Annotated in this window: 26 protein-coding genes; 24 read left to right on the top strand and 2 right to left on the bottom strand. The window is 47.2% G+C overall.

Annotation, left to right across the window (positions count from 1 at the left end; translation table 11 throughout):
- Both AC5LIL_RS08465 and AC5LIL_RS08460 read right to left on the bottom strand, forming a co-directional pair.
- A complete protein-coding gene (locus tag AC5LIL_RS08465; protein WP_499823872.1) occupies positions 1–981 on the bottom strand; it encodes a YpdA family putative bacillithiol disulfide reductase in 981 nt (326 codons plus the stop codon).
- Between the two features lie 51 nt (positions 982–1,032).
- Positions 1,033–2,004 (bottom strand): asparaginase, encoded by a 972-nt coding sequence (locus AC5LIL_RS08460; protein WP_214745390.1) that lies wholly within the window; start codon positions 2,002–2,004, stop codon positions 1,033–1,035.
- Positions 2,005–2,111: 107 nt separating this feature from the next.
- Between AC5LIL_RS08460 and prsW the strand changes: the two genes are divergently transcribed.
- From prsW to AC5LIL_RS08340, 24 genes are all read left to right on the top strand, one after another.
- Positions 2,112–2,768 (top strand): glutamic-type intramembrane protease PrsW, encoded by a 657-nt coding sequence (gene prsW / locus AC5LIL_RS08455; protein WP_214691859.1) that lies wholly within the window; start codon positions 2,112–2,114, stop codon positions 2,766–2,768.
- 14 nt (positions 2,769–2,782) lie between these two features.
- Entirely contained in the window at positions 2,783–3,448 is a 666-nt protein-coding gene (locus AC5LIL_RS08450) for a flagellar brake protein (protein WP_499823871.1), read from the top strand.
- A 74-nt stretch (positions 3,449–3,522) separates the two neighbouring features.
- On the top strand, positions 3,523–4,197 hold the full coding sequence (gene cmk / locus AC5LIL_RS08445) for a (d)CMP kinase (protein ID WP_214691861.1): 675 nt from the start codon (positions 3,523–3,525) through the stop codon (positions 4,195–4,197).
- Positions 4,194–4,817 (top strand): lysophospholipid acyltransferase family protein, encoded by a 624-nt coding sequence (locus tag AC5LIL_RS08440; protein WP_499823870.1) that lies wholly within the window; start codon positions 4,194–4,196, stop codon positions 4,815–4,817. The genes cmk and AC5LIL_RS08440 overlap by 4 nt, the downstream gene beginning before the upstream one ends.
- Before the next feature lie 155 nt (positions 4,818–4,972).
- Complete coding sequence (gene rpsA, locus AC5LIL_RS08435; protein ID WP_214691862.1) at positions 4,973–6,121, top strand: 30S ribosomal protein S1; 1,149 nt, start codon at positions 4,973–4,975, stop codon at positions 6,119–6,121.
- Positions 6,122–6,259: 138 nt separating this feature from the next.
- Positions 6,260–7,570 (top strand): ribosome biogenesis GTPase Der, encoded by a 1,311-nt coding sequence (gene der, locus AC5LIL_RS08430; RefSeq protein WP_499823869.1) that lies wholly within the window; start codon positions 6,260–6,262, stop codon positions 7,568–7,570.
- A 17-nt stretch (positions 7,571–7,587) separates the two neighbouring features.
- A complete protein-coding gene (locus AC5LIL_RS08425; protein WP_499823868.1) occupies positions 7,588–8,613 on the top strand; it encodes an NAD(P)H-dependent glycerol-3-phosphate dehydrogenase in 1,026 nt (341 codons plus the stop codon).
- Positions 8,614–8,707: 94 nt separating this feature from the next.
- Positions 8,708–8,908, top strand: a complete 201-nt coding sequence (locus AC5LIL_RS08420; protein ID WP_074034636.1) for a DUF2768 family protein — start codon at positions 8,708–8,710, stop codon at positions 8,906–8,908.
- A 3-nt stretch (positions 8,909–8,911) separates the two neighbouring features.
- Positions 8,912–9,622 (top strand): YphF family lipoprotein, encoded by a 711-nt coding sequence (locus AC5LIL_RS08415; protein ID WP_499823867.1) that lies wholly within the window; start codon positions 8,912–8,914, stop codon positions 9,620–9,622.
- A 109-nt stretch (positions 9,623–9,731) separates the two neighbouring features.
- Entirely contained in the window at positions 9,732–10,004 is a 273-nt protein-coding gene (gene hbs, locus AC5LIL_RS08410; protein ID WP_074034634.1) for a non-specific DNA-binding protein Hbs, read from the top strand.
- A 125-nt stretch (positions 10,005–10,129) separates the two neighbouring features.
- Positions 10,130–10,702 (top strand): heptaprenyl diphosphate synthase component 1, encoded by a 573-nt coding sequence (locus AC5LIL_RS08405; RefSeq protein ID WP_214875556.1) that lies wholly within the window; start codon positions 10,130–10,132, stop codon positions 10,700–10,702.
- 20 nt (positions 10,703–10,722) lie between these two features.
- On the top strand, positions 10,723–11,424 hold the full coding sequence (locus tag AC5LIL_RS08400; RefSeq protein ID WP_499823866.1) for a demethylmenaquinone methyltransferase: 702 nt from the start codon (positions 10,723–10,725) through the stop codon (positions 11,422–11,424).
- Positions 11,425–11,427: 3 nt separating this feature from the next.
- Positions 11,428–12,390 carry a polyprenyl synthetase family protein gene (locus AC5LIL_RS08395; RefSeq protein WP_499823865.1) on the top strand — a complete coding sequence of 321 codons (963 nt, stop codon included), beginning with the start codon at positions 11,428–11,430 and terminating at the stop codon, positions 12,388–12,390.
- A gap of 91 nt (positions 12,391–12,481) precedes the next feature.
- On the top strand, positions 12,482–12,901 hold the full coding sequence (gene ndk / locus AC5LIL_RS08390; protein WP_074034630.1) for a nucleoside-diphosphate kinase: 420 nt from the start codon (positions 12,482–12,484) through the stop codon (positions 12,899–12,901).
- A 102-nt stretch (positions 12,902–13,003) separates the two neighbouring features.
- Positions 13,004–13,783 carry a CheR family methyltransferase gene (locus tag AC5LIL_RS08385; RefSeq protein ID WP_074034629.1) on the top strand — a complete coding sequence of 260 codons (780 nt, stop codon included), beginning with the start codon at positions 13,004–13,006 and terminating at the stop codon, positions 13,781–13,783.
- A gap of 9 nt (positions 13,784–13,792) precedes the next feature.
- Complete coding sequence (gene aroC / locus AC5LIL_RS08380; protein WP_499823864.1) at positions 13,793–14,956, top strand: chorismate synthase; 1,164 nt, start codon at positions 13,793–13,795, stop codon at positions 14,954–14,956.
- A complete protein-coding gene (locus tag AC5LIL_RS08375) occupies positions 14,950–16,002 on the top strand; it encodes a 3-dehydroquinate synthase (RefSeq protein WP_499823863.1) in 1,053 nt (350 codons plus the stop codon). The genes aroC and AC5LIL_RS08375 overlap by 7 nt, the downstream gene beginning before the upstream one ends.
- A complete protein-coding gene (gene aroA, locus AC5LIL_RS08370) occupies positions 16,002–17,252 on the top strand; it encodes a 3-phosphoshikimate 1-carboxyvinyltransferase (RefSeq protein ID WP_499823862.1) in 1,251 nt (416 codons plus the stop codon). Before AC5LIL_RS08375 ends, aroA begins: the two co-directional genes overlap by 1 nt.
- A 29-nt stretch (positions 17,253–17,281) precedes the next feature.
- Positions 17,282–18,556 (top strand): tetratricopeptide repeat protein, encoded by a 1,275-nt coding sequence (locus tag AC5LIL_RS08365; protein WP_499823861.1) that lies wholly within the window; start codon positions 17,282–17,284, stop codon positions 18,554–18,556.
- A gap of 23 nt (positions 18,557–18,579) precedes the next feature.
- Positions 18,580–19,113 (top strand): ReoY family proteolytic degradation factor, encoded by a 534-nt coding sequence (locus AC5LIL_RS08360; protein ID WP_499823860.1) that lies wholly within the window; start codon positions 18,580–18,582, stop codon positions 19,111–19,113.
- 160 nt (positions 19,114–19,273) lie between these two features.
- Entirely contained in the window at positions 19,274–19,714 is a 441-nt protein-coding gene (locus AC5LIL_RS08355) for a DUF2487 family protein (protein WP_499823859.1), read from the top strand.
- 110 nt (positions 19,715–19,824) lie between these two features.
- Positions 19,825–20,325, top strand: a complete 501-nt coding sequence (locus AC5LIL_RS08350; protein ID WP_074034622.1) for a QcrA and Rieske domain-containing protein — start codon at positions 19,825–19,827, stop codon at positions 20,323–20,325.
- A gap of 19 nt (positions 20,326–20,344) precedes the next feature.
- Positions 20,345–21,016 (top strand): menaquinol-cytochrome c reductase cytochrome b subunit, encoded by a 672-nt coding sequence (gene qcrB / locus AC5LIL_RS08345; protein WP_214881436.1) that lies wholly within the window; start codon positions 20,345–20,347, stop codon positions 21,014–21,016.
- 33 nt (positions 21,017–21,049) lie between these two features.
- A complete protein-coding gene (locus AC5LIL_RS08340; RefSeq protein ID WP_074034621.1) occupies positions 21,050–21,844 on the top strand; it encodes a menaquinol-cytochrome c reductase cytochrome b/c subunit in 795 nt (264 codons plus the stop codon).
- The last annotated feature ends 9 nt before the right edge of the window (positions 21,845–21,853 follow it).

Genomic DNA, 21,853 nt, shown 5'->3' with positions numbered 1-21,853 from the left:
TTATACTTGAATACGATTCGCGATTGTATCTGCAATAGCTTTCCCATGAAAGCGACCGTTTTCGATAAAAATCTTATTCGCATCGTTGCCGGCAGCGACAACACCAGCGATGAACAAATGCTCGACATTCGTTTCGAACGATTCCTCATCAAACGTCGGAACACCGCTCTCCTCATCGATTGTGATTCCCGCATTTTCAAAAAGATGATGATCTGGTTGATACCCTGTCATCGCGAGGACGTGATCGGCATACACGTGCTTCTCTTCCCCATGTTGGTAATAATAGACCCCGTCTTCGGTAATGCGATCGATTGTTGCCTCAAATTCCATCCGAACTTTCTCATGTCGGACGAGTGAATCGAAGTTAGGCAGAACCCATGGCTTCACCGAAGGACTATAGGAGTCACCGCGATAAAGCACGGTCACGTACGCTCCGGCTTTTTCGAGTTCGATTGCCGCATCGACTGCAGAGTTCTTTCCTCCGATAATGGTGACGTGTTGTCGATAGTACGGATGGGCCTCGTGGAAATAATGGTGGACGTGTGGTAACTCCTCACCAGGTACATCGAGCATACGAGGACGTCCATAATATCCTGTGGCTAAAATCACATAATCTGCCTCGCGAACGATTTCCCCACGACGCTCATGTCTTGACGTCACGACAAACCGATTGTCGATTTTTTCTACTGATTCGACGTTCTCGAACGGATGGACGTTCAATCCGGTACGGGTGACGACTTCCCGATAGTAAACGAGTGCATCTTGTCGACGTGGCTTTAAATCTTTACATATAAACGGGATGTCCCCGATTTCCAACAGGTTTGCAGATGAAAAGAACGTTTGATGGGTCGGATATCGATAGATTGCATCAACGATATTTCCTCGCTCAATTACCGTACAAGAAACCCCAATCTTCTCTAACTCGATGGCCGCTGATAGACCACATGGTCCAGCACCCACGATAATCGCTTGTTTATTCACTGAAAATCACCTCTTTGCTCATTGTAGGGAAGGGACTGCGGAAGCGCAAGGTTATTGCTGGAAGCTAAAGCTATGCTCCATCACGGATTGAGAAGAGCCGGATTCGAGTTCCACGAGTAAACGCAGGCGAGCTTTTTGCGAATTTAGCCCGTTCGAGAAAATGATCCCCATCTCTTTCAATTGTTTCCCACCACCTGCATACCCGTATACGTCTTGGACGATTCCGTTAAAGCAACGGCTGACAATCACGACGGGAATTTCCTCGACCAAACGTTCAAGTGCCGGCAATAGTGTCGGTGGGACGTTTCCTTGCCCTAACACTTCGAGGACGAGTCCGTCGTATCCAAGTTCCATCACCGATTCGAGCAAATCAGGCTCCATTCCCGCAACGACTTTTAACACAGCTACCCGTTTTGAGATGGACGGAATCATTTTAGGCTGTCTCGTTGCCGGTTGACTATAGATGAGTACGTGATCTTTTGTGACCATACCCACGTTTCCGAAATGAACCGACTTGAACGTATCGACGGATGACGTATGCGTTTTTGTGACGTTGAAGGCCGAGTGTATCTCTCCGTTAAATACGACGAGTACGCCTTTTCCGCGAGCCGATTCACTCTTTGCGACCCGAAGAGCGGTAATTAAATTGAATTCACCGTCTGAACCGACTTCATTCGAGGAACGCATCGCTCCTGTCAAGACGATTGGTACAGGCGCACCGAGCGTAATCTGCAAGAAGTAAGCCGTTTCTTCAAGCGTATCTGTTCCATGTGTGATCACGACTCCGTCATACGTGTCCTGCGTCAACTCATGTTGAATGAATTGAGCCAGTTCAAGCATTTTATCGGGTGTCATATGTGGAGATGGGATATTTGAGAAATGCTTCGTTGTAATGTGGGCAATGTCCGTCGCCTTCGGAAGTGTAGCGTCGATTGGATTCACATCGCTCGGTTCGACGTGTCCTGTACCGGATTGGGACATAGCGATTGTACCGCCTGTGTGAATAAGTAATAAATGATTCATAAATGACCTCCTAATTATTTTTATGGATATTTCCATTTTCTAGGCGTTACACACTTTTTCTTTCAGACAATTCAGTGTATGCTAATGAGAGAAAGGAGAGATGCGTCATGATCGCAATCGCCTTGTCTGCGGTTGCACCAGGGCTTGCCCTTCTTTCCTACTTCTATCTTCGGCATGAATTGGAAGCAGAACCGCTCGGATATGTGATTCGTTCTTTCGTGGCCGGGGCCGTTCTTGTTTTCCCGATCATGTTTATCCAATATGCGTTCGTTGAAGAAGGGGTACTGACTGGTCCGTTTTGGCAGGCATATGTCACCACTGCCTTACTCGAAGAGTTTTTTAAGTGGTTTATGATTTATTATACAATATATATACATAAAGTCTTTGATGATTACTACGACGGGATTCTCTATGCGGTCGCCTGCTCATTAGGCTTTGCGACGTTAGAGAATTTTTTATACTTATGGGTGTACGATTCATTAGAAATCGCGATTTGGCGCGCCATTTTACCCGTGAGCGGCCATGCATTGTTTGCGGTTGTCATGGGCTACTGTTTGGGACGTGCTAAACATTCGGCACGTGAGCGGGTGTGGCTGTTTATGGCAATTTTTTCTGCAACGGTCATCCACGGGACGTTTGATTTGATCTTGATTTTAGAACCGAATCATAAGTTGCCGGCCGTGCTCTATATCGTCATTTTATGGATGGTTGCACTTCTGCTTGTACGAGCAGCCAATCTGTCCAATCGTCGTCAATTTAAATAAAGGGGAACATGCGTATGCTGAAAGAAGGACAAGAATTACGAATCGAAGTAGAAGGACGGAATGAGGGGAAAACAAAGATTGCGGCTATTGTGGATCAAATCGTTTGGATTGAATCACCAAGTGACATGACGACGCTTAAAACCTTCTTCTTACATGAAGAAGAAGAGATGCGTGTTTACTTTTTCAAAGGGGATAACCAATTGTTCGCATTTGATACGAAAGTTGAGAAGCGAATCAGTGATGCGCAGATGACGATTCGCTATGCTTTCAAGATGCCGGATGAGAAAAAAATTAAACGAATTCAACGACGTGAATATTTGCGCGTCCCTGAAATGATTGATGTGACAGTTGTTGCGGCAGATGGGGCAGACTTCGAATCGTTCGAAACGACGTCGCTTGACGTATCGGCAGGCGGTATGAAAATTATTGCGAACCGTGTGCCCGTTGAAGTAAACGAATCGCTCATCGTTGTGTTCCGAATTGAAGATGAGCAGGGTGCGCCGCAACTCTTTCGTGTGAAGAGTCGTTTAGTACGTATACATAAACAAGAAGTGAAGCAAGAGCTTTCTTTGGCATTCGAAGATTTGACCCCTCGTGATCAGGAGACGATTTTACGATACTGTTTCCGCGTTCAACTTGAAGCGCGTAAGCGGACAGGGTCTGTATTTTCTTCAAGATAAAAAACTGTTATGATGTTCTCGGGATTATAGACCGAGAGGAGGAGGGTATCGGGCACACTCGATACCCGTTTTGTATGAAAAAATCGTTACAAATTGCTTTAGATGGACCGGCTGGTGCCGGGAAAAGTACAATCGCCAAGTCGTTGGCGAAACAATTGGGCTATGTCTATATAGACACAGGTGCGATTTATCGAGCAGTCACATATCGTGCTTTAAACGAGGAGATTAATCTTGAAGATGGTCCCGCACTTGCAAAGATGATCGAGAACATGTCGATTCGTCTCGTGCCATCTGAAGAAGGGCAACGTGTATTCGATGGCGAACAAGAAGTGACAGATGTCATTCGCTCTAGTGAAGTGACGAATAATGTGAGTTTTGTCGCCCGTCAATCGGAAGTACGGGATGCCTTGATGGATTTACAGCGTGATTTGGCGAAGCATGGCGGTGTCGTCATGGATGGGCGCGATATCGGCACGCATGTGTTACCGAACGCAGATTTGAAAGTGTTTATGACTGCCTCGGTCGAAGAACGGGCACGCCGTCGTCATGAGGAAAATGTGTCAAAAGGAATCCCGAGTGATTACGAGCGATTGAAGGAAGAAATTGCTCTTCGTGACAAACGTGATTCAGAGCGCGAGGTCGCGCCTCTCCGTCAAGCTGAAGATGCTCATTATCTCGATACGACGACGTTGTCGATTGATGGGGTCGTCTCGGCGATTGAACGATTAATTGAAGAGGTGAAAGCATGAGTAAACCGTTGAACAATGGTCCGTTTGGAATGTATCGGATGGCTAGAGCCGTCGTGAACATCATTCAACTCGCATCGTTTCGCGTCGAATTCATCGGACGCGAACATGTCCCAAAAGATGGATCGATTCTCGTCTGTTCGAACCACCAGTCAAACTGGGACCCGGTCCTCCTCGCATGTGCGATTCCGAAAGAACGTCCATTACGATTCTTTGCGAAAAAAGAGCTTTTCAGCGTTCCTGTATTGAAGCATATTTTGAACCGTGCGGGACAAATTCCTGTATCGCGTGGGGAAGGTGACCGTCAGGCGCTACGAGTTGTTCTTCAAAAGCTAAAAGAAGGCGAGGTCATCTCGATTTTCCCTGAGGGTACACGTTCAAAAGATGGGACGTTAGGAAAGGCGCAAGCCGGGGTTGGTTTCTTTGCGATGCGTTCAGACGCGCACATTTTACCGATTGCCATCATCGGTAGATATAAGTTTCGTGCGAAATTGCGTGTCGTCATTGGAAAGCCGATTGATTTGGCTCCTTTGAAGGAACGTAAGGCAAACGCACAAGAGGCGGCTGACTTAATCATGGATACAATTGCCGACCTCTATTTGAAACATTCATTCACGAAGTAATTATAGGTTTGAGGAATTGAGGTTTAAACTTCTTTCAATAGAGGTACAATCTTCATAACGCCTTGACAAATTCTCGGAATTATAAGAGATTTATACTAGGTGTAAGCGCCTCAGGGCGCTCCTTTTTGTACTCATCGTGAGGGGGTAGTGTTGGAATGGTCGAAGAAATGAAAGATATGCCTGATTTTGAAATTAATCGTGGTCAAATTGTGACCGGAACAGTTGTCAAAATCGAGGACAAGCAAGCGCTGATCGATATCGGTTATAAGACCGAAGCGATTTTGCCAATTAGCGAAGTATCAAGCATGCATCTAGACGATTTAAACGAATCACTCCAAGTGAACGACGAGATTCGTGTCAAAGTTAAAAAAGTCACGGACGAAGAAGTGGTCGTTTCGAAAAAAGACGTCGATGCTGAAGCAGCATGGGATCGAATTGTCGAGAAATTCGAATCGGGCGAAGTGTTTGAAGTGATGGTGAAAGATAAGGTCAAAGGTGGCCTTGTCGTCGATATCGGAATCCGTGGATTTATCCCGGCATCTCTCGTCGAAAGTCACTTTGTCGAAGACTTCTCGTCTTATTTAAACAAACCAATTACCGTAAAAGTCGTCGAGATTGATCGCGAAAAAAATCGCGTCATCTTGTCACATAAAGCAGTTGTCGAAGCAGAAATGAGTGCCAAGAAATCAGAGACGCTTGAATCGCTCGAAGTCGGTCAAGTGATCGAAGGAACGGTTCAACGTTTGACGGACTTCGGTGCGTTCGTTGATATCGGCGGTGTGGACGGCCTCGTCCATATCTCAGAAATGGCACACAGCCGTGTTGAGAAGCCGAGCGATGTCGTAACAGAAGGCGACCGCGTCAAAGTGAAAGTCCTTGGTCTCGACTTGGATAATGAAAAAGTGAAGCTCTCGATTAAAGAGACACAACCAGGTCCGTGGGAAACGATTGAAGGGAAAATTCAACCGGGTGATGTGATCGAAGGAACTGTCAAACGTCTCGTGACGTTCGGTGCGTTCGTCGAGGTCGCACCACAAGTGGAAGGTCTCCTTCATATTTCGCAAATCGCAAACCGTCATATCGCAACGCCATCTGAAGTGTTATCAGAAGGCCAAGAAGTGAAAGTTAAAGTATTAGACGTTCATCTCGATGATAAGAAAATCTCATTGTCGATGCGTGCACTCGAATCATCTGAACCGACTCGTCAAGATGATGACCAAGCGTTACTCGACGAATACAGCGACCAAGGAGGATTCTCTGTCTCTGAATTGACAGGTGATGAATCTTCGGACGACTCTAAATAAGATGATCGTTCAAGCGGGAGTCATGCTCCCGCTTCTTTTTGTATGGTCACTTAATTTTGCCTGTGATATGATAGGTAAGTTGCGTTTCGAAATGTTGAAATGATGAAATTTTGATAGAAAGATTAGTGAGGTGTTGTTATGGGAATTCCAGTAGTGGCCATCGTTGGCCGCCCGAATATCGGGAAATCCACAATTTTTAACCGCATCATCGGAGATCGTGTCTCGATCGTCGATGATAAACCAGGTGTCACACGTGACCGTATTTATGGTACAGGTGAGTGGCTCAACCGTAAGTTCCATTTGATTGATACAGGTGGGATCGAAGTAGGAGACGAGCCGTTGCTCGTCCAAATGCGTCATCAGGCTGAACTTGCCATCGATGAGGCGGATGTCATTATCTTCATGGTGAACGGACGCGAAGGCATCACGGCAGCCGATGAAGAAGTAGCGAACTTGTTGTTCCGTTCGAACAAACCGATTGTCCTTGCCGTCAACAAAGTGGATAACTTTGAAATGAGAGATCTCATGTATGAATTTTATTCACTTGGATTCGGTGACCCGTTCCCGATTTCGGGGACACATGGCTTAGGACTTGGTGACTTGTTAGACCAAGTGTTCGAACTTGCTCCTGAAAAGGATGAATTTGAATATAACGAAGACGTCATTCAGTTCTCGTTGATCGGTCGTCCGAACGTCGGGAAGTCTAGTTTGACGAACTCAATTCTTGGTGAAGATCGTGTCATCGTGTCAAACATCGCTGGAACGACTCGCGATGCGATCGATACACCGTTCACACGTGACGGACAAGAGTACGTCATCATCGATACGGCTGGTATGCGCAAACGCGGAAAAGTATACGAATCGACAGAACGTTACAGCGTCATGCGCGCGCAAAAGGCGATTGAACGCTCAAACGTCGTCCTCGTCGTCCTCGATGGTGAAGAAGGAATCATCGAACAAGACAAACGTGTTGCCGGTCTCGCCCATGAAGCCGGGAAGGCGATTGTCATCGTCGTCAACAAGTGGGATGCAGTCGAAAAAGATGATAAGACGATGAAGAAGATGGAAGAGGAAATTCGCAAAGAATTCTTGTTCCTTGATTATGCACCGATTGTCTTCTTGTCGGCACTTACGTCGAAACGGTTGCAAACATTGTTGCCTGTCATCAAGCAAGTGGCAGAAACACATCGTCGTCGGATCTCGACGAGCGTATTGAACGATGTCATCGTCGATGCGGTCGCGATGAACCCGACACCGACAGATAAAGGACAACGTTTGAAGATCAACTACGCGACTCAAGTTGCCATCGAGCCGCCAACGTTCGTCTTGTTCGTCAACGATCCTGAATTGTTGCATTTCTCGTATAAACGTTATTTAGATAATCAAATTCGTAAAGCATTTGACTTCACTGGGACGCCGATTCATATCGTGGCTCGTCAGAAAAACTAATAACGGGGGTGCCACTTATGGCAAATGTAGCTGTCATTGGAGCGGGAAGTTGGGGAACGGCCATCTCGCTCGTATTAGCGGATAATGGTCATGACGTCCTGCTCTACGGACGTGAACAAGAGCATGTGGACGAGATCAATTCGTCTCATACAAACTCGTTTTATTTGAAAGACGCACCGTTACCGGAATCGATTCGGGCCACGACAGATTTGAAGGAAGCGCTCGACGGACACAACATCGTCTTCCTTGTCGTCCCAAGCTCGGCGATTCGTCCTGTCTCGAAACAGTTGAACACCATGTTGAAGGAACCGGTCACCATCGTTCATGCCGCAAAAGGGATTGAACCGAAAACGCACAAGCGTCTCTCGGAAATCATTGCGGAAGAAATCGACCCGTCGAAACGTCGGGCCATTGGTGTCTTGACCGGACCGACTCACGCTGAAGAAGTCGCAGTTCGGAAACCAACGACAATCACGATTGCTTGTGAGGACCTCGATGTCGCTGACGAAGTGCAGGAGCTGCTCACAAACGATCAATTCCGCGTTTACTTGAACTCGGATGTCGTCGGTGCCGAGTATGGCGGGGCGCTCAAAAATATTATCGCCCTTGCTGCAGGTATGACCGACGGACTTGGTTATGGGGACAATGCAAAAGCTGCCCTCATGACACGTGGGATTGTGGAAATTGCCCGACTTGGAGTGAAGCTTGGAGCCAATCCGGCCTCTTTCTCTGGATTGACAGGAATCGGGGATTTGATTGTGACGGCGACGTCGCAACATAGCCGAAACTGGCGGGCCGGCAATGCAATCGGACGCGGCGAAAAGCTTGAAGACGTTCTCGGAAACATGGGAATGGTCGTCGAGGGTGTCCGTGCCTGTGAGGCAGCACACTCGCTCGCGAAAGAAGCGGGCGTCGAAATGCCGATCACGGAAGCGCTCTATAACGTGCTATTTGAAGAAAAGAGTCCTCATGATGAAGTGAAAAAACTTATGAGACGCCCACAAAAGCATGAGATGGAACAAGTATTTCATTTTGAAGAATAATACTTTGGAGAGGAGCTGACGTTTTCGTTCAGTTCCTCGCTTTTTTTTGCTACACTTGAAGTCTGGAGAACATAGAGAAAGTAGGGGGATAGACGTGACACCGTCACTCATCAAAATGTGGATTTCATTTGCGGGGATTGGTGCTTTTGCCATCGCTGCACTGATGGTCGCCATCAGTCACACGAAACTGACCGGATGGTTTGCGACACTTGTGCGCCTGATTGCGTTCATCATTTTCTTATTTGGGACAGTTATTATGATTTTTGTCGTCGTCTCAGGACCGACGGGAGGATAGACCATGAAAAAGAGCATTATCGCTGTTAGCGTACTGTTAACGACTTTGTTGGCAGGATGCATGTTTCCGGACTCGGAACGAGCTAACAATATTCCGTATGAAGACCAATTGAATACCGTACAAAGTGCGGTCGATGCATATCGTGAACAATCTGGGGTCTTGCCCATTAAAACAAAACCAGCGGAAACGCCGCTCATGGAGCGTTATCCAATCGAGTTTGCCCGGCTCGTGCCAGGGTATTTAGCGGATCCTCCAGCGAATAGTTTTGAGGGCGGTGGGTTGTTCCAATATATTCTCGTTGATGTCGAAACGGACCCGACCGTCAAATTGATCGACTTGCGTGTGTCGGAACGTTTGCAACAGCTTCAGACAAACATTAATGCGTTTCGGGCGAAAGAAGGGAAGTTCCCGTTCGATGGATCGATTGGGAAAAATCAGTTCACGCTCGATTACGACAAGATTTTTGTCACAGAGGAGCCGGTCATCCCGAGCCCGTATTCGGATCGCGAACTCCCGATTTACGTAGACGGTACCGGACAACTATTTGTAGACTATCGAGAAGATGTGAAGGAAGCGCTTCAAAATACGGATGAGTCGCCAGAAATCGGTGAAGACATTCGTTATTTGCTGTATGAAGACGCTCCATTCGCCCCTGCTTATTCACAAGGCTATACAATAGATGAACAAGGAGAAGTTGTTTTTTTAAACAACTGAGCTTGTTTTGATGGCGAATGTCGTGAATTCACGCAAAAAATGTTGTCATATCAACGTTTGTACGATATGATTAATCCCGTAAACTCCTAGTGAGAGGAGGTGAATCGTGATGAACAAAACTGAATTGATCCAAGCAGTAGCGGAGAAAGCAAATGTTTCGAAAAAAGAAGCTACAGTAGTTGTAGAAGCTACTTTCGAATCTATCACTGAAGCACTCCAAAACGGTGAAAAAATTCAATTGATCGGTTTTGGTACTTTTGAAGTTCGTGAACGTGCTGCCCGTAAAGGCCGTAACCCACGTACAAAAGAAGATATCGAAATCCCAGCGAGCAAAGTCCCTGCATTTAAAGCAGGTAAAGCGCTCAAAGATGCGGTCAAGTAATCAGCAATACATAAGTCGCCGAAAGGCGGCTTTTTTGTTTGGTTTGCGAGTTCTAATGACGTGAATGTGACAAAAATGTGCTATACTATGTCAGAATGACAATGAAGTGGACGAGGGGGGATAGCATGGAACAGTTGACAAATGAATTCGTTGTCACAGACCTTGCTCGTCAAATCCAACAACGTATGAATCATCCCTATTTGACGAAACACGAGGTTGTACCAGCGGTCGACATGCTGTTGCTTCGTTGGATGGTCGAGATGATTGATTTGGAATCGATTGAGCATCGACAACTCGTGATGGCAACTTATTTCGCTCATCAGGCGCTCGAATTACATGATCAAGTGAACAGTAGTCCGAAAGGGTCGCTAGAGCGCCAATTAAAAGTGCTCGCGGGCGACTTCGCCTCGGCTCAGTTTTATAAAATCTTGACGGCTTTCCCAGCGTCGTATAGCGATCGATTCGGACAGTCTGTACAACGTGTCAATGCTGCAAAATGTACATTACTGCTCGATAAAAACGTATCGATGAACATTTGGATCGAAGCGAACGTCGGATTGATTCAAACACTTTCCGAACTGATTGAACAACCTTATTTGACAACAAGTGGGAAACGAATGATTGATAAGAAAGCGACAGCGCTCAGACAAGACCAAAAGGAGCAACTCAACACGTTGCTCGCGCACGCGGTCGCTTAGAACGGAAAGGATGTTACGCGTTGCAACCGATAGAAAAAGAGCAAAAAGTATACGAAGTATTTCAGTCCATTTCTCCGAGCTACGATACGATGAACTCAATTATCAGCTTCCGACTTCACAAATGGTGGCGTCGGACAACGATGAAGAAAATGAACGTCTTTCCGGGGGCTAAATGTCTAGACGTTTGTTGTGGCACAGCTGACTGGACGATTCAATTGGCTGAAGCTGCAGGGAATACGGGGGTCGTCAAAGGCCTCGACTTTTCAGAGAATATGCTGAAAGTGGGAGAAGAAAAAGTAAAATCAATGCCGACGATTGAACTACTACACGGAAATGCGATGGCGCTACCGTTTGGAGATCATTCGTTCGATTACGTCACAATCGGATTTGGACTTCGGAACGTTCCGGATTACATGACGGTGTTGCGTGAAATGCATCGCGTCTTAAAACCGGGCGGGACGGTCGTCTGTCTTGAAACGAGTCAACCGACGGCACCCGTCTTTAAAGAATTATATCGATTTTACTTTGGGACCGTCATGCCTGTGTTCGGCAAAGTGTTTGCCGGTTCATACGACCAATACAAATGGTTACAAGAATCGACCGATCAGTTTCCTGACCGTCTGACGCTCAAGCGCATGTTTGAAGATGCCGGTTTCGAACAAGTCGAAGTGAAGACATTCTCCGGAGGTGCATGTGCCATGCATCTAGGAAAGAAGTGGTGAAGCATGTCTTTGAAGCGACTTTACCGTCATATGAACCGAGAGATTGATCAAATCGATCAATTTTTATCAACTCGCGCCAGGACGGACCACCCTGTGATTGAATCGGCATCTCGCCAACTACTCGATGCTGGTGGTAAACGCATCCGACCAGCTTTCGTTTTATTGAGCGCAGGATTCGGTGAGACGAAAGATATCCGTTTGACGAAAGTTGCCTCAAGTCTTGAATTGATTCATATGGCATCACTCGTTCATGATGATGTCATCGATGATGCGATGCTTCGCCGGGGGAAACCGACCGTGATGGAGCGGTATGATGAGACCGTTGCAATGTATACTGGAAATACGTTATTCGGGGAGGCGATTCGTCTCGTATCCGAAATCGATTCTCCGGAAGTGATGCGAATCATGGCGGACACGATGGAGCGGATTTGCGTCGGCGAAATCAATCAAATCCAAGATCAATATGATTGGGGTCAATCTCCTAAACGATATTTAGATCGGATTGCACGAAAGACGGCCCTTTTAATTGAGACGAGTTGTGCGGCAGGCGCTGTTATTTCAGGAGCGTCACCTCATGTCGTCAAACAATTAAGCTTATTTGGGTATGACATCGGGATGGCATTCCAAATGACTGATGATTTACTCGATTTTACGGCAAAAAGTTTCCAACTCGGGAAACCAGTCGGAGAAGATTTAAAGCATGGTCATAAAACGTTACCGCTCCTCTATTCATCGGAGGATCCAACTTTTTACGAGCGTCTCTGTCAGGTGAACGCATCGACGGACACGGAGATGACAAAATCACTCGTGCGTGAAGTGCAGCGGAATGGAACGTTAGAACGAAGCCAACGCACGATTGACCGATATGTTGAACGCGCTATTCGAAGACTCGATGGGTTGCCAAATGTGCCTGACAAACAATCTTTGATTGAAATCGCTCAATATATCGGGAAACGTAAATGGTAAATGCCCATGTAACCCCTTTCAAAAATGTGCAGGAGCGTGTACACTAAATACGTACAACGTACACATTTATTGACTTAGGGGGATTTGGGGAATGGAAAAGACATTTTTAATGGTTAAACCGGATGGGGTAAAACGTGGATTGATTGGGGAAATCATCTCACGTTTTGAAAACAAAGGATATACATTGAACCGTCTCGAAATGGTGACACCGTCAGTTGAGGTCGCAGAGGCACACTATGCAGAGCATAAGGAAAAGCCGTTCTTTGGTGAATTGGTAGAGTTTTTGACTTCTGGTCCGGTCGTCGCGATGGAATGGGAAGGGGAAGACATCGTAGCTGTCTCTCGTCTCATGATCGGGAAGACAAAACCGATCGATGCACAACCTGGAACGATTCGTGGTGATTTTGCATCGACGATGTCACAAAACGTAATTCATGGTTCTGATAGTGTGGACAGCGCAGAACGCGAATTGGCACTTTGGTTCGCAGGAGTTGCCTCACACGTTTCATGACTTTTCGAAGGGACGGGGAAACCTGTCCTTTTTTGATTCCCTTCTAAAAGCCTGTGGTCAGAAGAAAGAGGAAATGAGAAAGAATTGAGGTTGAAATTGGTGATGAATGATTATGCCATCTTCGTAAAAAAGTTCTATATCAAGTCTGGAATTGACTTGAATTTATATAAAGAGGCGCAAATGAAGCGTCGGATGGTCGCCTTACGCGAAAAGAAGGGATATGCGTCGTTTCTTGAATATTTAAAGGCGATGGAGACAGATCGACAGCTCTATGAGGAGTTCCTTGACCGAATGACGATTAACGTAAGTGAGTTTTATCGCAATCCGATCCGTTGGCAGCAGCTAGAAGAAGATATCCTGCCTCACTTGATTCGTTCGAGTCAAGGAAAGCTCCGCGTGTGGAGTGCAGCGTGCTCGACTGGAGAAGAACCTTATTCGCTCGCCATGCTGTTGTCTAAACATCTGGCACCTTCTCAATTTTCCATTATGGCCACTGATTTAGATGATCTCGTCATCGAAAAGGCGAAACAAGGGAAGTATCACGAACGTGCACTCATCGACTTGCCAGACGAGTTTAAAAGCCGCTACTTTACGCGTCGTGGAGACGACTATTTCATTTCGGATGAGATTAAACAACTCGTGACGTTTAAAAAACACAACTTATTAGCGGATGTGTATGAACGGAACTTTGATTTGATTGTCTGTCGAAACGTATTGATTTACTTTACGGAAGAAGCGAAAGAAAAAGTATATACATCGTTTCAACGTGCCCTTCGACCAGGAGGAATCTTGTTTGTCGGAGGAACTGAACAAATCTTCCAGCCTAAGCGTTATGGATATGCGATGAAACAAAGCTTCTTTTACGAAAAAATAGATGGATGAGGTGAACAGATGCGCTATTTGACAGCTGGTGAATCACACGGTCCGGGACTGACGGTCATTATTGAAGGTGCCCCTGCCGGTCTCGCTATAGATTTAAATCAAATTAACCTAGAGTTGAAAAAACGTCAGTCGGGATATGGACGAGGGCGTCGCATGCAAATCGAGTCAGATCAAGTAGATGTTCGTTCTGGTATACGTCACGGTAAAACGACGGGCGCACCAATCACATTCTGGATTGAGAATAAAGACCACACCCATTGGAAACACGTCATGCAAGCCGAGCCAATCGAAGATGATGTCGAAATCAAGCGCCGAGTCTCGCGACCGAGACCAGGGCATGCCGACTTGGTCGGTGGGATGAAGTATGACCATCGCGATTTGCGGGATGTTTTGGAACGTTCGAGCGCAAGGGAGACGGCGGCACGCGTCGCGGTCGGTGCCTTTTGTAAACAATTGCTTCAACAAGTTGGGGTGTCGCTCTTCAGTTACGTCAAAGTGATTGGTGGAGAACGGGCAAAGATACGTACATTTGAATCGCTCCAAGAAGCAAAAGAAGTGATTGACGCCTCACCCGTTCGGACGCTTGACGAAGCAGCTGCTGAGCGGATGATGCGTCGCATCGATGAAGCCAAGGCAAATGGAGACTCGATTGGCGGCATCGTCTGTACGGAAGTGCACGGTGTCGTACCAGGTCTAGGTTCATATGTGCAGTATGACCGAAAATTGGATGCGAAAATTGCGCAGGCGGTGTTGAGTGTCAACGCATTTAAAGGCGTGGAGTTTGGAGATGGTTTTGAAATGGCATACCGTCCCGGTTCTGAAGTGATGGACCCGATTGCATATGGAGACGAAGGATATACCCGACTCAGTAATCATCTCGGTGGTTTTGAGGGCGGGATGACAACGGGTATGCCGATTATCTGTTCAGCCGTCATGAAACCAATCCCGACACTTTATAAGCCTCTTCAATCAGTCGATATTGATACGAAAGAGGCATTCCTCGCTCAAATCGAACGGAGCGATTCGTGTGCTGTCCCTGCAGCATCACTCGTCGTCGAGGCGGTCATTGCGTTTGAAATGGCGAAGGAAGTATGTGAGACGTTCGGTCATGATACGATGGACCGAATAAAACACCGAATCAATGAGTATCGAGAGGAGTTACGAGTATGGTGACCATTCCAATCGCGGCATCGACCCCGTATCAGGTTGTCGTCGACGATCAAGACCGCTGGATGGAAACAAATGATTGGTCACGTTACCCGATGCTCTGGGTCGTCACGGATGAACGGGTCGATGCGCTTTACGGGGAATCGTTCCTTGCAAAGTTGGAGCAAGTTCACCCATGCGTCGTCTCATCTGTCGTCAAGGCGGGTGATGCGTCGAAGTCGTTATCGCAACTCGAACATCTCGTCACAGAAGGATTGAGACACGGATGCGACCGTCATACTCTGATTGTCGCTTTCGGTGGCGGGATGATCGGTGATTTGGCTGGTTTTTTAGCGAGTGTCTACATGCGTGGTGTTCCTTACATACAAGTCCCGACAACGATTTTAGCACACGATTCGGCTGTCGGTGGTAAAGTCGCCGTCAATCATCCGCTTGCGAAAAATGCGATCGGCTCATTCTATCAACCGATTGGTGTCTATTATAATGTTTCTCGACTTCATACCTTGCCGATCCAAGAAGTTCGGAGCGGTCTCGGTGAACTATTGAAACATGCGTATTTATCACGTTACGTCCTCGAATCCTCTTTCGAGGACGACTTGTTTTCCGCTCTTTCTGAACATCAGGAATTGGATTGGGTCACATGGCTCGCACGCGGCATTGAAGTGAAACGAGCAGTTGTCGAGAAAGATGAGCAAGAGCAAGGTATTCGCGCTTGGCTGAACTTCGGGCATACGTTCGGTCATGCGCTTGAGTCCGTCGAAGCGTACCGTATCCCTCACGGAGAAGCGGTGTTACATGGGATGGTGTTTGCCTTTTTACTATCGGGAGACGAGACACGGGCGAAACGATTGTTTGATTGGATTCGTCTGAACGATGTCACACCGATTGACTGGAAACCGTTCGAGCAATATGTCGAAAAAATGGTTCGGGATAAAAAGAATCGTCACGGCGAAATTCGGTTCGTCTTGCTCCGTGACACGATTGTCGTTGAATCTGTGCCGCTCGAGCACCTTGAACATACATTTGAACAGATGAAAGGATGGTGGGAATGATGAGTTTAAACGGTTCAATCCGTGTGCCGAGTGATAAGTCGATCACTCATCGTGCGCTTTTATTCGGCATGATGGCGACTGGGACGACGCGCGTCGTGCATCCACTACTCGGTGCCGATTGTCGCTCTACGCTCGACATCATTCGATCACTCGGAGCAGAAGTGATTGAAAAACAAGACGAACTCCTCATCACGGGGATCGAGTCACCGCGTTCGGCACGATTAGACTGCGGGAACTCAGGGACGACGATGCGCTTGTTGATTGGACTCTTATCGGGGTATGATGGGTCATTTGAACTCGTGGGAGATGAGTCATTGTCAAAACGTCCGATGCGACGTGTCAACGCACCACTCCGTGAAATGGGAGCGGACGTGAAAGGTGATCTGGCGCCAATCGTGATTGAAGGAAAAACGCTACAATCCATCGACTATACGTTACCGGTAGCGAGCGCCCAAGTGAAATCGGCTGTCCTCCTTGCCGGGTTACGTGCGGAAGGGACGACGATTGTTCGTGAGCCGATATTGTCTAGAGACCATACCGAGCGAATGTTGCCGCTCTTTGGGGCGCAGCTCACTGTTGATGCGGAAAAAGGGGAACGAATCATTCGTGTCGAACCTTCTCGACTAAGTGGCGCGACGGTCGATGTACCGGCAGACCCTTCGTCGGCTGCCTTCTTCTGGGCAGGGGCGGCCATCGTGCCGAATAGCTCCGTTACGACGACGGACGTCTGTTTGAATGAGACGCGAATCGGATTTTTGCGGACGCTCGAACGGATGGGGGCACACGTCATCATCTCCAATGAACGAACCATCGGGGAGGAATTGGTCGGTGACGTCACGGTGACGACAAGTGAACTGTCTGGCACGGTCGTAGAAGGGGATCTGATTCCGTCACAAATCGATGAGTTGCCGTTATTCGCACTCGTCGCTTCACAGGCAAATTCTCCGTCAATCGTGAAAGACGCAGCAGAACTGAGAGTGAAGGAGACGGACCGGATTGATGTGGTCGTCTCGGAGTTGCGAAAATTGGGGGTGGACATCGTTGGAAAAGAGGATGGATTTATCGTAAAACCGAGTCGTCTTCATGGCGGAAACGTCTCGGCTCATGGTGACCATCGTCTGTCGATGATGTTACAAGTCGCTACACTCGTCACGGATGAAACGATTCAGATTGAAGGCATTGATGCGTCCGATGTCAGCTATCCCGGCTTCCGTCAAGATTTACAACAGATTCAACGTGAGATAGAATAACGACAAACCGAAGGCCAGGAGGACGAAACATGCTAGATGAAGCAGCATTAACACATATTATCGAGATGCTTGAATCAGGAGAGACTGAACATGCTCTTGCACATATAGAAGAACTTGAGAAAGACGGGTCGGATGATGATCGCTTAGCGATTGCTGATTTGTATTTAGAGCTTGGTCTTGCCGACCGAGCGACAGAAGTCCTTTCAAAATTGTACGTGGATTACGAAGGTGACCCAAACGTCGCCCTTTCACTTGCAGAGGCATATTTAGACAGTGACCGTGAAGAAGAGGCGATTGCTGTTTTAGAGAAGGTCAAGTCAGATGACGCGGAGACGCAAGTGAGAAGTCTCGTCTTATTAGCTGATTTGTATCAATCTCAGGGGCTCGACGAGGTAGCTGTGAAAAAATTGATGGAAGCTCTTGAAAAGAATCCGGACGAACCGTTACTCATTTACGGGTTGGCGGAATTGTACGCTTCGACGGGGTCGTTCGAGCAGGCCATCCCGCTCTATGCACGATTACCTAAAATGAATTTGCCGTCCGAAATCGATTACCAAGCTGACTATGCGGAAGCACTCACAATGGTTGGGTCGTTCGAAGAAGCGCTCGACGAGTATGAAAAAGCAACACATCGTAATTTAAATACCGTCTTCGGACATGCGATGACAGCACATCGAATCGGTCGAGAGGAAGTTGCCATCAAGCAGTTTAAAGAGCTTCAGGCGATGGACCCGGACTTTACCTCGCTCTATCTTCCTTACACCGAAGCACTGGACGCGAATGGGCAGACGGAAGAAGCGCTTGAAATCGTCGGTCAAGGAATCACGCGCGACGACTATAATGACGAACTTCGTCACGTGAAAGCAAAATTGCTCCTCAAGCTCGGTAATCGCGATGGTGCCGTTAAAGAGCTTCGAGAAGCACTCGTCTTGAATCCGGAATCGCTACAAGCGACAGAATTAATCTTATCGATTTTATTCGAAGCAGGAGAAATCGATGACGTCCTCGAAACAATTGATGCACTCGAAGATCATACGACATCCCCGCTCATGACTTGGTATAAGGCGAAGGCGAAATATGAGCTAGAGGACTATGACGAAGCTGTCAGTTTGTATGCCTCGATTGAGCCGATGATGAAAGAGGACGTGTCATTTGTGACAGAATGGGCTACACTGTTGATAGAGGAAGGTCGTAGACAAGACGCACGCCGTGTGGTCGAGCAATCGCTTGCACTGGTGGTCGACCTCGAAGATCGCCAAGTGCTTGAAGACCAGCTCGAACAATTGTCTGATGACGTAGAATGATAAAGGGAAGGGAATGAGGTCAGATGGTCGAGCGGAAACGGAATTTTTTGAAGCGATTCGTCGCTCATCATACACTTCGGAAACGTGAAGCGAAATGGATTCTTGACTACTGGTTGAGACATCCGGATAAGCTTGGCAACGTTCATTTCGTAACAAACGCCTCGGTCTCGCCACGAAGTCTTGTGATGACGGCGTATGGATTTGACGGTGAACCGTTTCGATATCGACGGGGAGACCTTGTGACTACGAATCCTGAAAAGGCGTATCATGACATCCGTCTGCACGATGGGCCAATTTATGTAGAATTGAATTTTCAAGGCATGATGATTGATGAGAATTGGATTGACATCGTGGAGCAAAATCCGTTCGAACCGGTTGCGGAAGTGAAAGATGAAGTGTCTTCTTCTGCCCAAACGGTCATTCAGGCTTCCGTTGCCCAATTTGAAGAAGAGCGATTATTGATTGAAATCGATAAAGCGCTCGACCGTCGGGACGAAAACTTATTCCGCAATTTGACGAGTCAACTCCACCAAGTAAGGGAATCTAAATTATTTTGAAAAAAACAAGCGCTTCCGTTCCGGTTGGCGCTTGTTTTTTGGTATATTAATAACGTAGGAATACACAATTATTTCACAGTTCGTTCATAAGTTTGAAACGTGAACGAAGTCATGTACGATACAATAGACATGATGAGATAAGTTGGAGAGGAGGGAAAAGATGAGGTTCGATAGTCAAGGGGCACTGCGCTCGATTGCCGAACGACAATACGTCGATACGCTCATCGTTCCGCTCGCAGAATTGGCGTTTGGTGAGGATATGGTTCGTAAAGCCGAAAGCTATGAAGTCATTCATGCCGTCACGGTTGAGACAGAACGACAATTATCTGGTCGGACGATGCTCAGCCCAACAATCAGTTACACCGATGTGGAAGCTGGTGTTGAACTGGTGAAAGATGTGGTGGTAAAAGCGGAATCATCCGGTTTTTCTCACGTTTTATTTATTGCGTCAGACGTCCGTTTCAAGCCATATGATTTGCCGATGTTGTTCGTACCACCGCTTGCGCTAGGAGCGATGTCGAGCGATCAGGCGCACACGATGGTTCAAAATTTTGCGACACAAGTTATCACGGAACTTTCGAGCCGTTGGATGGCGACATGAAGCGGTTGACGTAGAGGTTTTATTGATATACTATTTTGTTGAGTGAGAAATTTTTGTGAAGAATGCATAAAGAATTATGGGGTTATGCACACGAATGAGGGGGGAACGAAATGGCTCAAAATGGGTCAAAAGTCACGCGCCGTCAGTTCTTAACGTACACACTGACTGGAGTAGGTGGCTTTATGGCGGCAACATTGATCAGTCCGATGGTCAACTTTGCGATCGATCCGGTTTTGAAGAAATCTGGAGCAGGCGACAAAGTAAAAGTAATGAGTCTTGATGACATCACGACTGAGCCGCAACGTGTCGACTTTAAGAAACAAACACAAGATGCTTGGTACGAATTTGAAGAAACGCTTTCGGCATGGGTATACAAAACAGAAAGTGGCGAAATCATCGCACTCTCTCCGATTTGTACACACCTCGGCTGTCAGGTAGCTTTTGCGGGTGATCCGACTCGTCCACAAGAATTCTTCTGTCCGTGTCACTTAGGACGTTACGAAAAAGATGGAACGAACATCCCGGGTACACCACCAACAGCGCCACTTGCACGTTATGAAAAAGAAGAAAAAGACGGCTTCCTATATTTAGGTAGTCCAGTCGCTCAGTAATGAGAGGGGGAACTAGCCGATGTTACAAAAAATTTATGATTGGGTCGATGAACGCGTAGACATCACACCGCTCTGGCGCGATATCGCAGACCATGAAGTACCGGAACACGTCAACCCTGCTCATCACTTCTCTGCATTTGTCTATTGTTTTGGCGGTTTGACGTTCTTTACAATCGTCATTCAAATCCTATCTGGGATGTTCTTGACGATGTACTATGTACCAGATATCATCAACGCGCACGCGTCGGTATACTATTTGCAAAATGAAATCGCACACGGACAAATCGTTCGTGGGATGCACCACTGGGGCGCATCCGTTGCCATCGTCATGTTATTCTTACATACGCTCCGCGTGTTCTTCACGGGATCGTATAAGAAGCCACGTGAGCTTAACTGGGTCGTCGGTGTTCTCTTGTTCTTCGTCGTCTTGGCGCTTGGACTTACAGGATACTTGCTTCCATGGGACATGAAAGCATTGTTCGCAACGAAAGTTACGCTTCAAATCGCTGAAAGTGTACCAATCATCGGTGGTATTGCGAAGACACTTCTCGCCGGTGGTGAGATTGTCGGGGCGAGCACGCTCGCACGATTCTTCGCCATCCACGTCTTCTTCTTACCGGCTGCATTGTTCGGATTACTAGGGGCCCACTTCTTGATGATTCGTAAACAAGGTATTTCTGGACCGCTATAAGCCGATTCGAGGAGAAAAAGGAGGAGAAACGATATGCATCGCGGTAAAGGGATGAAATTTGTAACCGACTCTCGAGTAGGAATCTCGAATCGGAAACAAAACATTGCAAAAGACTATTCAGAATACCCAGGACGCACAGAGGCGTTTTGGCCGAACTTCTTGCTTAAAGAGTGGATGGTAGGGTCGGTCTTCTTGATCGGCTTCATCGCTTTGACAATCGTCGAAGCACCACCGCTTCAAAATATCGCCGATCCAACGAACACGTCATACATTCCATTACCGGACTGGTATTTCTTGTTCTTGTATCAATTACTCAAATATCAATTCGCTGCAGGAGACTGGATCTTGCTTGGTACGGTCATCATTCCAGGTTTGGCGTTCACGGCACTTCTCATCGCACCTTGGCTTGACCAAGGTCTCGAGCGTCGTCCGGCGAAACGTCCAGTCGCCATCAGTTTCATGTTGCTTGGAATTCTCTCAGTCTTCTACTTGACTTGGGAATCTGTTCAAACGACACACTGGGATCAAGTTCACGCTCAAGGTGAACTTCAAATTCCAGGTGAAGGTCCTGAAATTGATACAGCTGCACCAGGATATGAGATTTATTCAGCTCAATCTTGTGTGAACTGTCACGGTCAAAACCTAGAGGGTGGAGCAGCAGCTCCAGCACTCGTGGGGACACAGTATACAGCTGAAGAGATTGCGGATATCGCTGTAAACGGGATTGGGACGATGCCTGCTGGTCAGTGGGACGGCTCGCCTGAAGATTTACAAGTACTATCTGAATTCATCGCTTCATATGGTGAAGGCGGCGAAAATAACGAGTAAGCCATGAAG

Source organism: Exiguobacterium sp. RM11, from assembly GCF_059821525.1.
The sequence above is the reverse complement of the archived record's forward strand: the minus strand, read 5'-3'. Positions and strand labels throughout refer to the sequence as shown.

Bases quoted from the DNA above. Each gene is read 5' to 3' on its own strand.
- AC5LIL_RS08350 (WP_074034622.1), top strand. From the start codon at position 19,825: ATGGCTCAAAATGGGTCAAAAGTCACGCGCCGTCAGTTCTTAACGTAC.
- AC5LIL_RS08415 (WP_499823867.1), top strand. From the start codon at position 8,912: ATGAAAAAGAGCATTATCGCTGTTAGCGTACTGTTAACGACTTTGTTG.
- cmk (WP_214691861.1), top strand. From the start codon at position 3,523: ATGAAAAAATCGTTACAAATTGCTTTAGATGGACCGGCTGGTGCCGGG.
- AC5LIL_RS08405 (WP_214875556.1), top strand. From the start codon at position 10,130: ATGGAACAGTTGACAAATGAATTCGTTGTCACAGACCTTGCTCGTCAA.
- AC5LIL_RS08355 (WP_499823859.1), top strand. From the start codon at position 19,274: ATGAGGTTCGATAGTCAAGGGGCACTGCGCTCGATTGCCGAACGACAA.
- qcrB (WP_214881436.1), top strand. From the start codon at position 20,345: ATGTTACAAAAAATTTATGATTGGGTCGATGAACGCGTAGACATCACA.
- ndk (WP_074034630.1), top strand. From the start codon at position 12,482: ATGGAAAAGACATTTTTAATGGTTAAACCGGATGGGGTAAAACGTGGA.
- prsW (WP_214691859.1), top strand. From the start codon at position 2,112: ATGATCGCAATCGCCTTGTCTGCGGTTGCACCAGGGCTTGCCCTTCTT.
- rpsA (WP_214691862.1), top strand. From the start codon at position 4,973: ATGGTCGAAGAAATGAAAGATATGCCTGATTTTGAAATTAATCGTGGT.
- AC5LIL_RS08440 (WP_499823870.1), top strand. From the start codon at position 4,194: ATGAGTAAACCGTTGAACAATGGTCCGTTTGGAATGTATCGGATGGCT.
- AC5LIL_RS08340 (WP_074034621.1), top strand. From the start codon at position 21,050: ATGCATCGCGGTAAAGGGATGAAATTTGTAACCGACTCTCGAGTAGGA.
- aroA (WP_499823862.1), top strand. From the start codon at position 16,002: ATGAGTTTAAACGGTTCAATCCGTGTGCCGAGTGATAAGTCGATCACT.
- AC5LIL_RS08395 (WP_499823865.1), top strand. From the start codon at position 11,428: ATGTCTTTGAAGCGACTTTACCGTCATATGAACCGAGAGATTGATCAA.
- AC5LIL_RS08425 (WP_499823868.1), top strand. From the start codon at position 7,588: ATGGCAAATGTAGCTGTCATTGGAGCGGGAAGTTGGGGAACGGCCATC.
- aroC (WP_499823864.1), top strand. From the start codon at position 13,793: ATGCGCTATTTGACAGCTGGTGAATCACACGGTCCGGGACTGACGGTC.
- AC5LIL_RS08360 (WP_499823860.1), top strand. From the start codon at position 18,580: ATGGTCGAGCGGAAACGGAATTTTTTGAAGCGATTCGTCGCTCATCAT.
- AC5LIL_RS08460 (WP_214745390.1), bottom strand. From the start codon at position 2,004: ATGAATCATTTATTACTTATTCACACAGGCGGTACAATCGCTATGTCC.
- AC5LIL_RS08385 (WP_074034629.1), top strand. From the start codon at position 13,004: ATGAATGATTATGCCATCTTCGTAAAAAAGTTCTATATCAAGTCTGGA.
- AC5LIL_RS08450 (WP_499823871.1), top strand. From the start codon at position 2,783: ATGCTGAAAGAAGGACAAGAATTACGAATCGAAGTAGAAGGACGGAAT.
- hbs (WP_074034634.1), top strand. From the start codon at position 9,732: ATGAACAAAACTGAATTGATCCAAGCAGTAGCGGAGAAAGCAAATGTT.
- AC5LIL_RS08375 (WP_499823863.1), top strand. From the start codon at position 14,950: ATGGTGACCATTCCAATCGCGGCATCGACCCCGTATCAGGTTGTCGTC.
- AC5LIL_RS08365 (WP_499823861.1), top strand. From the start codon at position 17,282: ATGCTAGATGAAGCAGCATTAACACATATTATCGAGATGCTTGAATCA.
- der (WP_499823869.1), top strand. From the start codon at position 6,260: ATGGGAATTCCAGTAGTGGCCATCGTTGGCCGCCCGAATATCGGGAAA.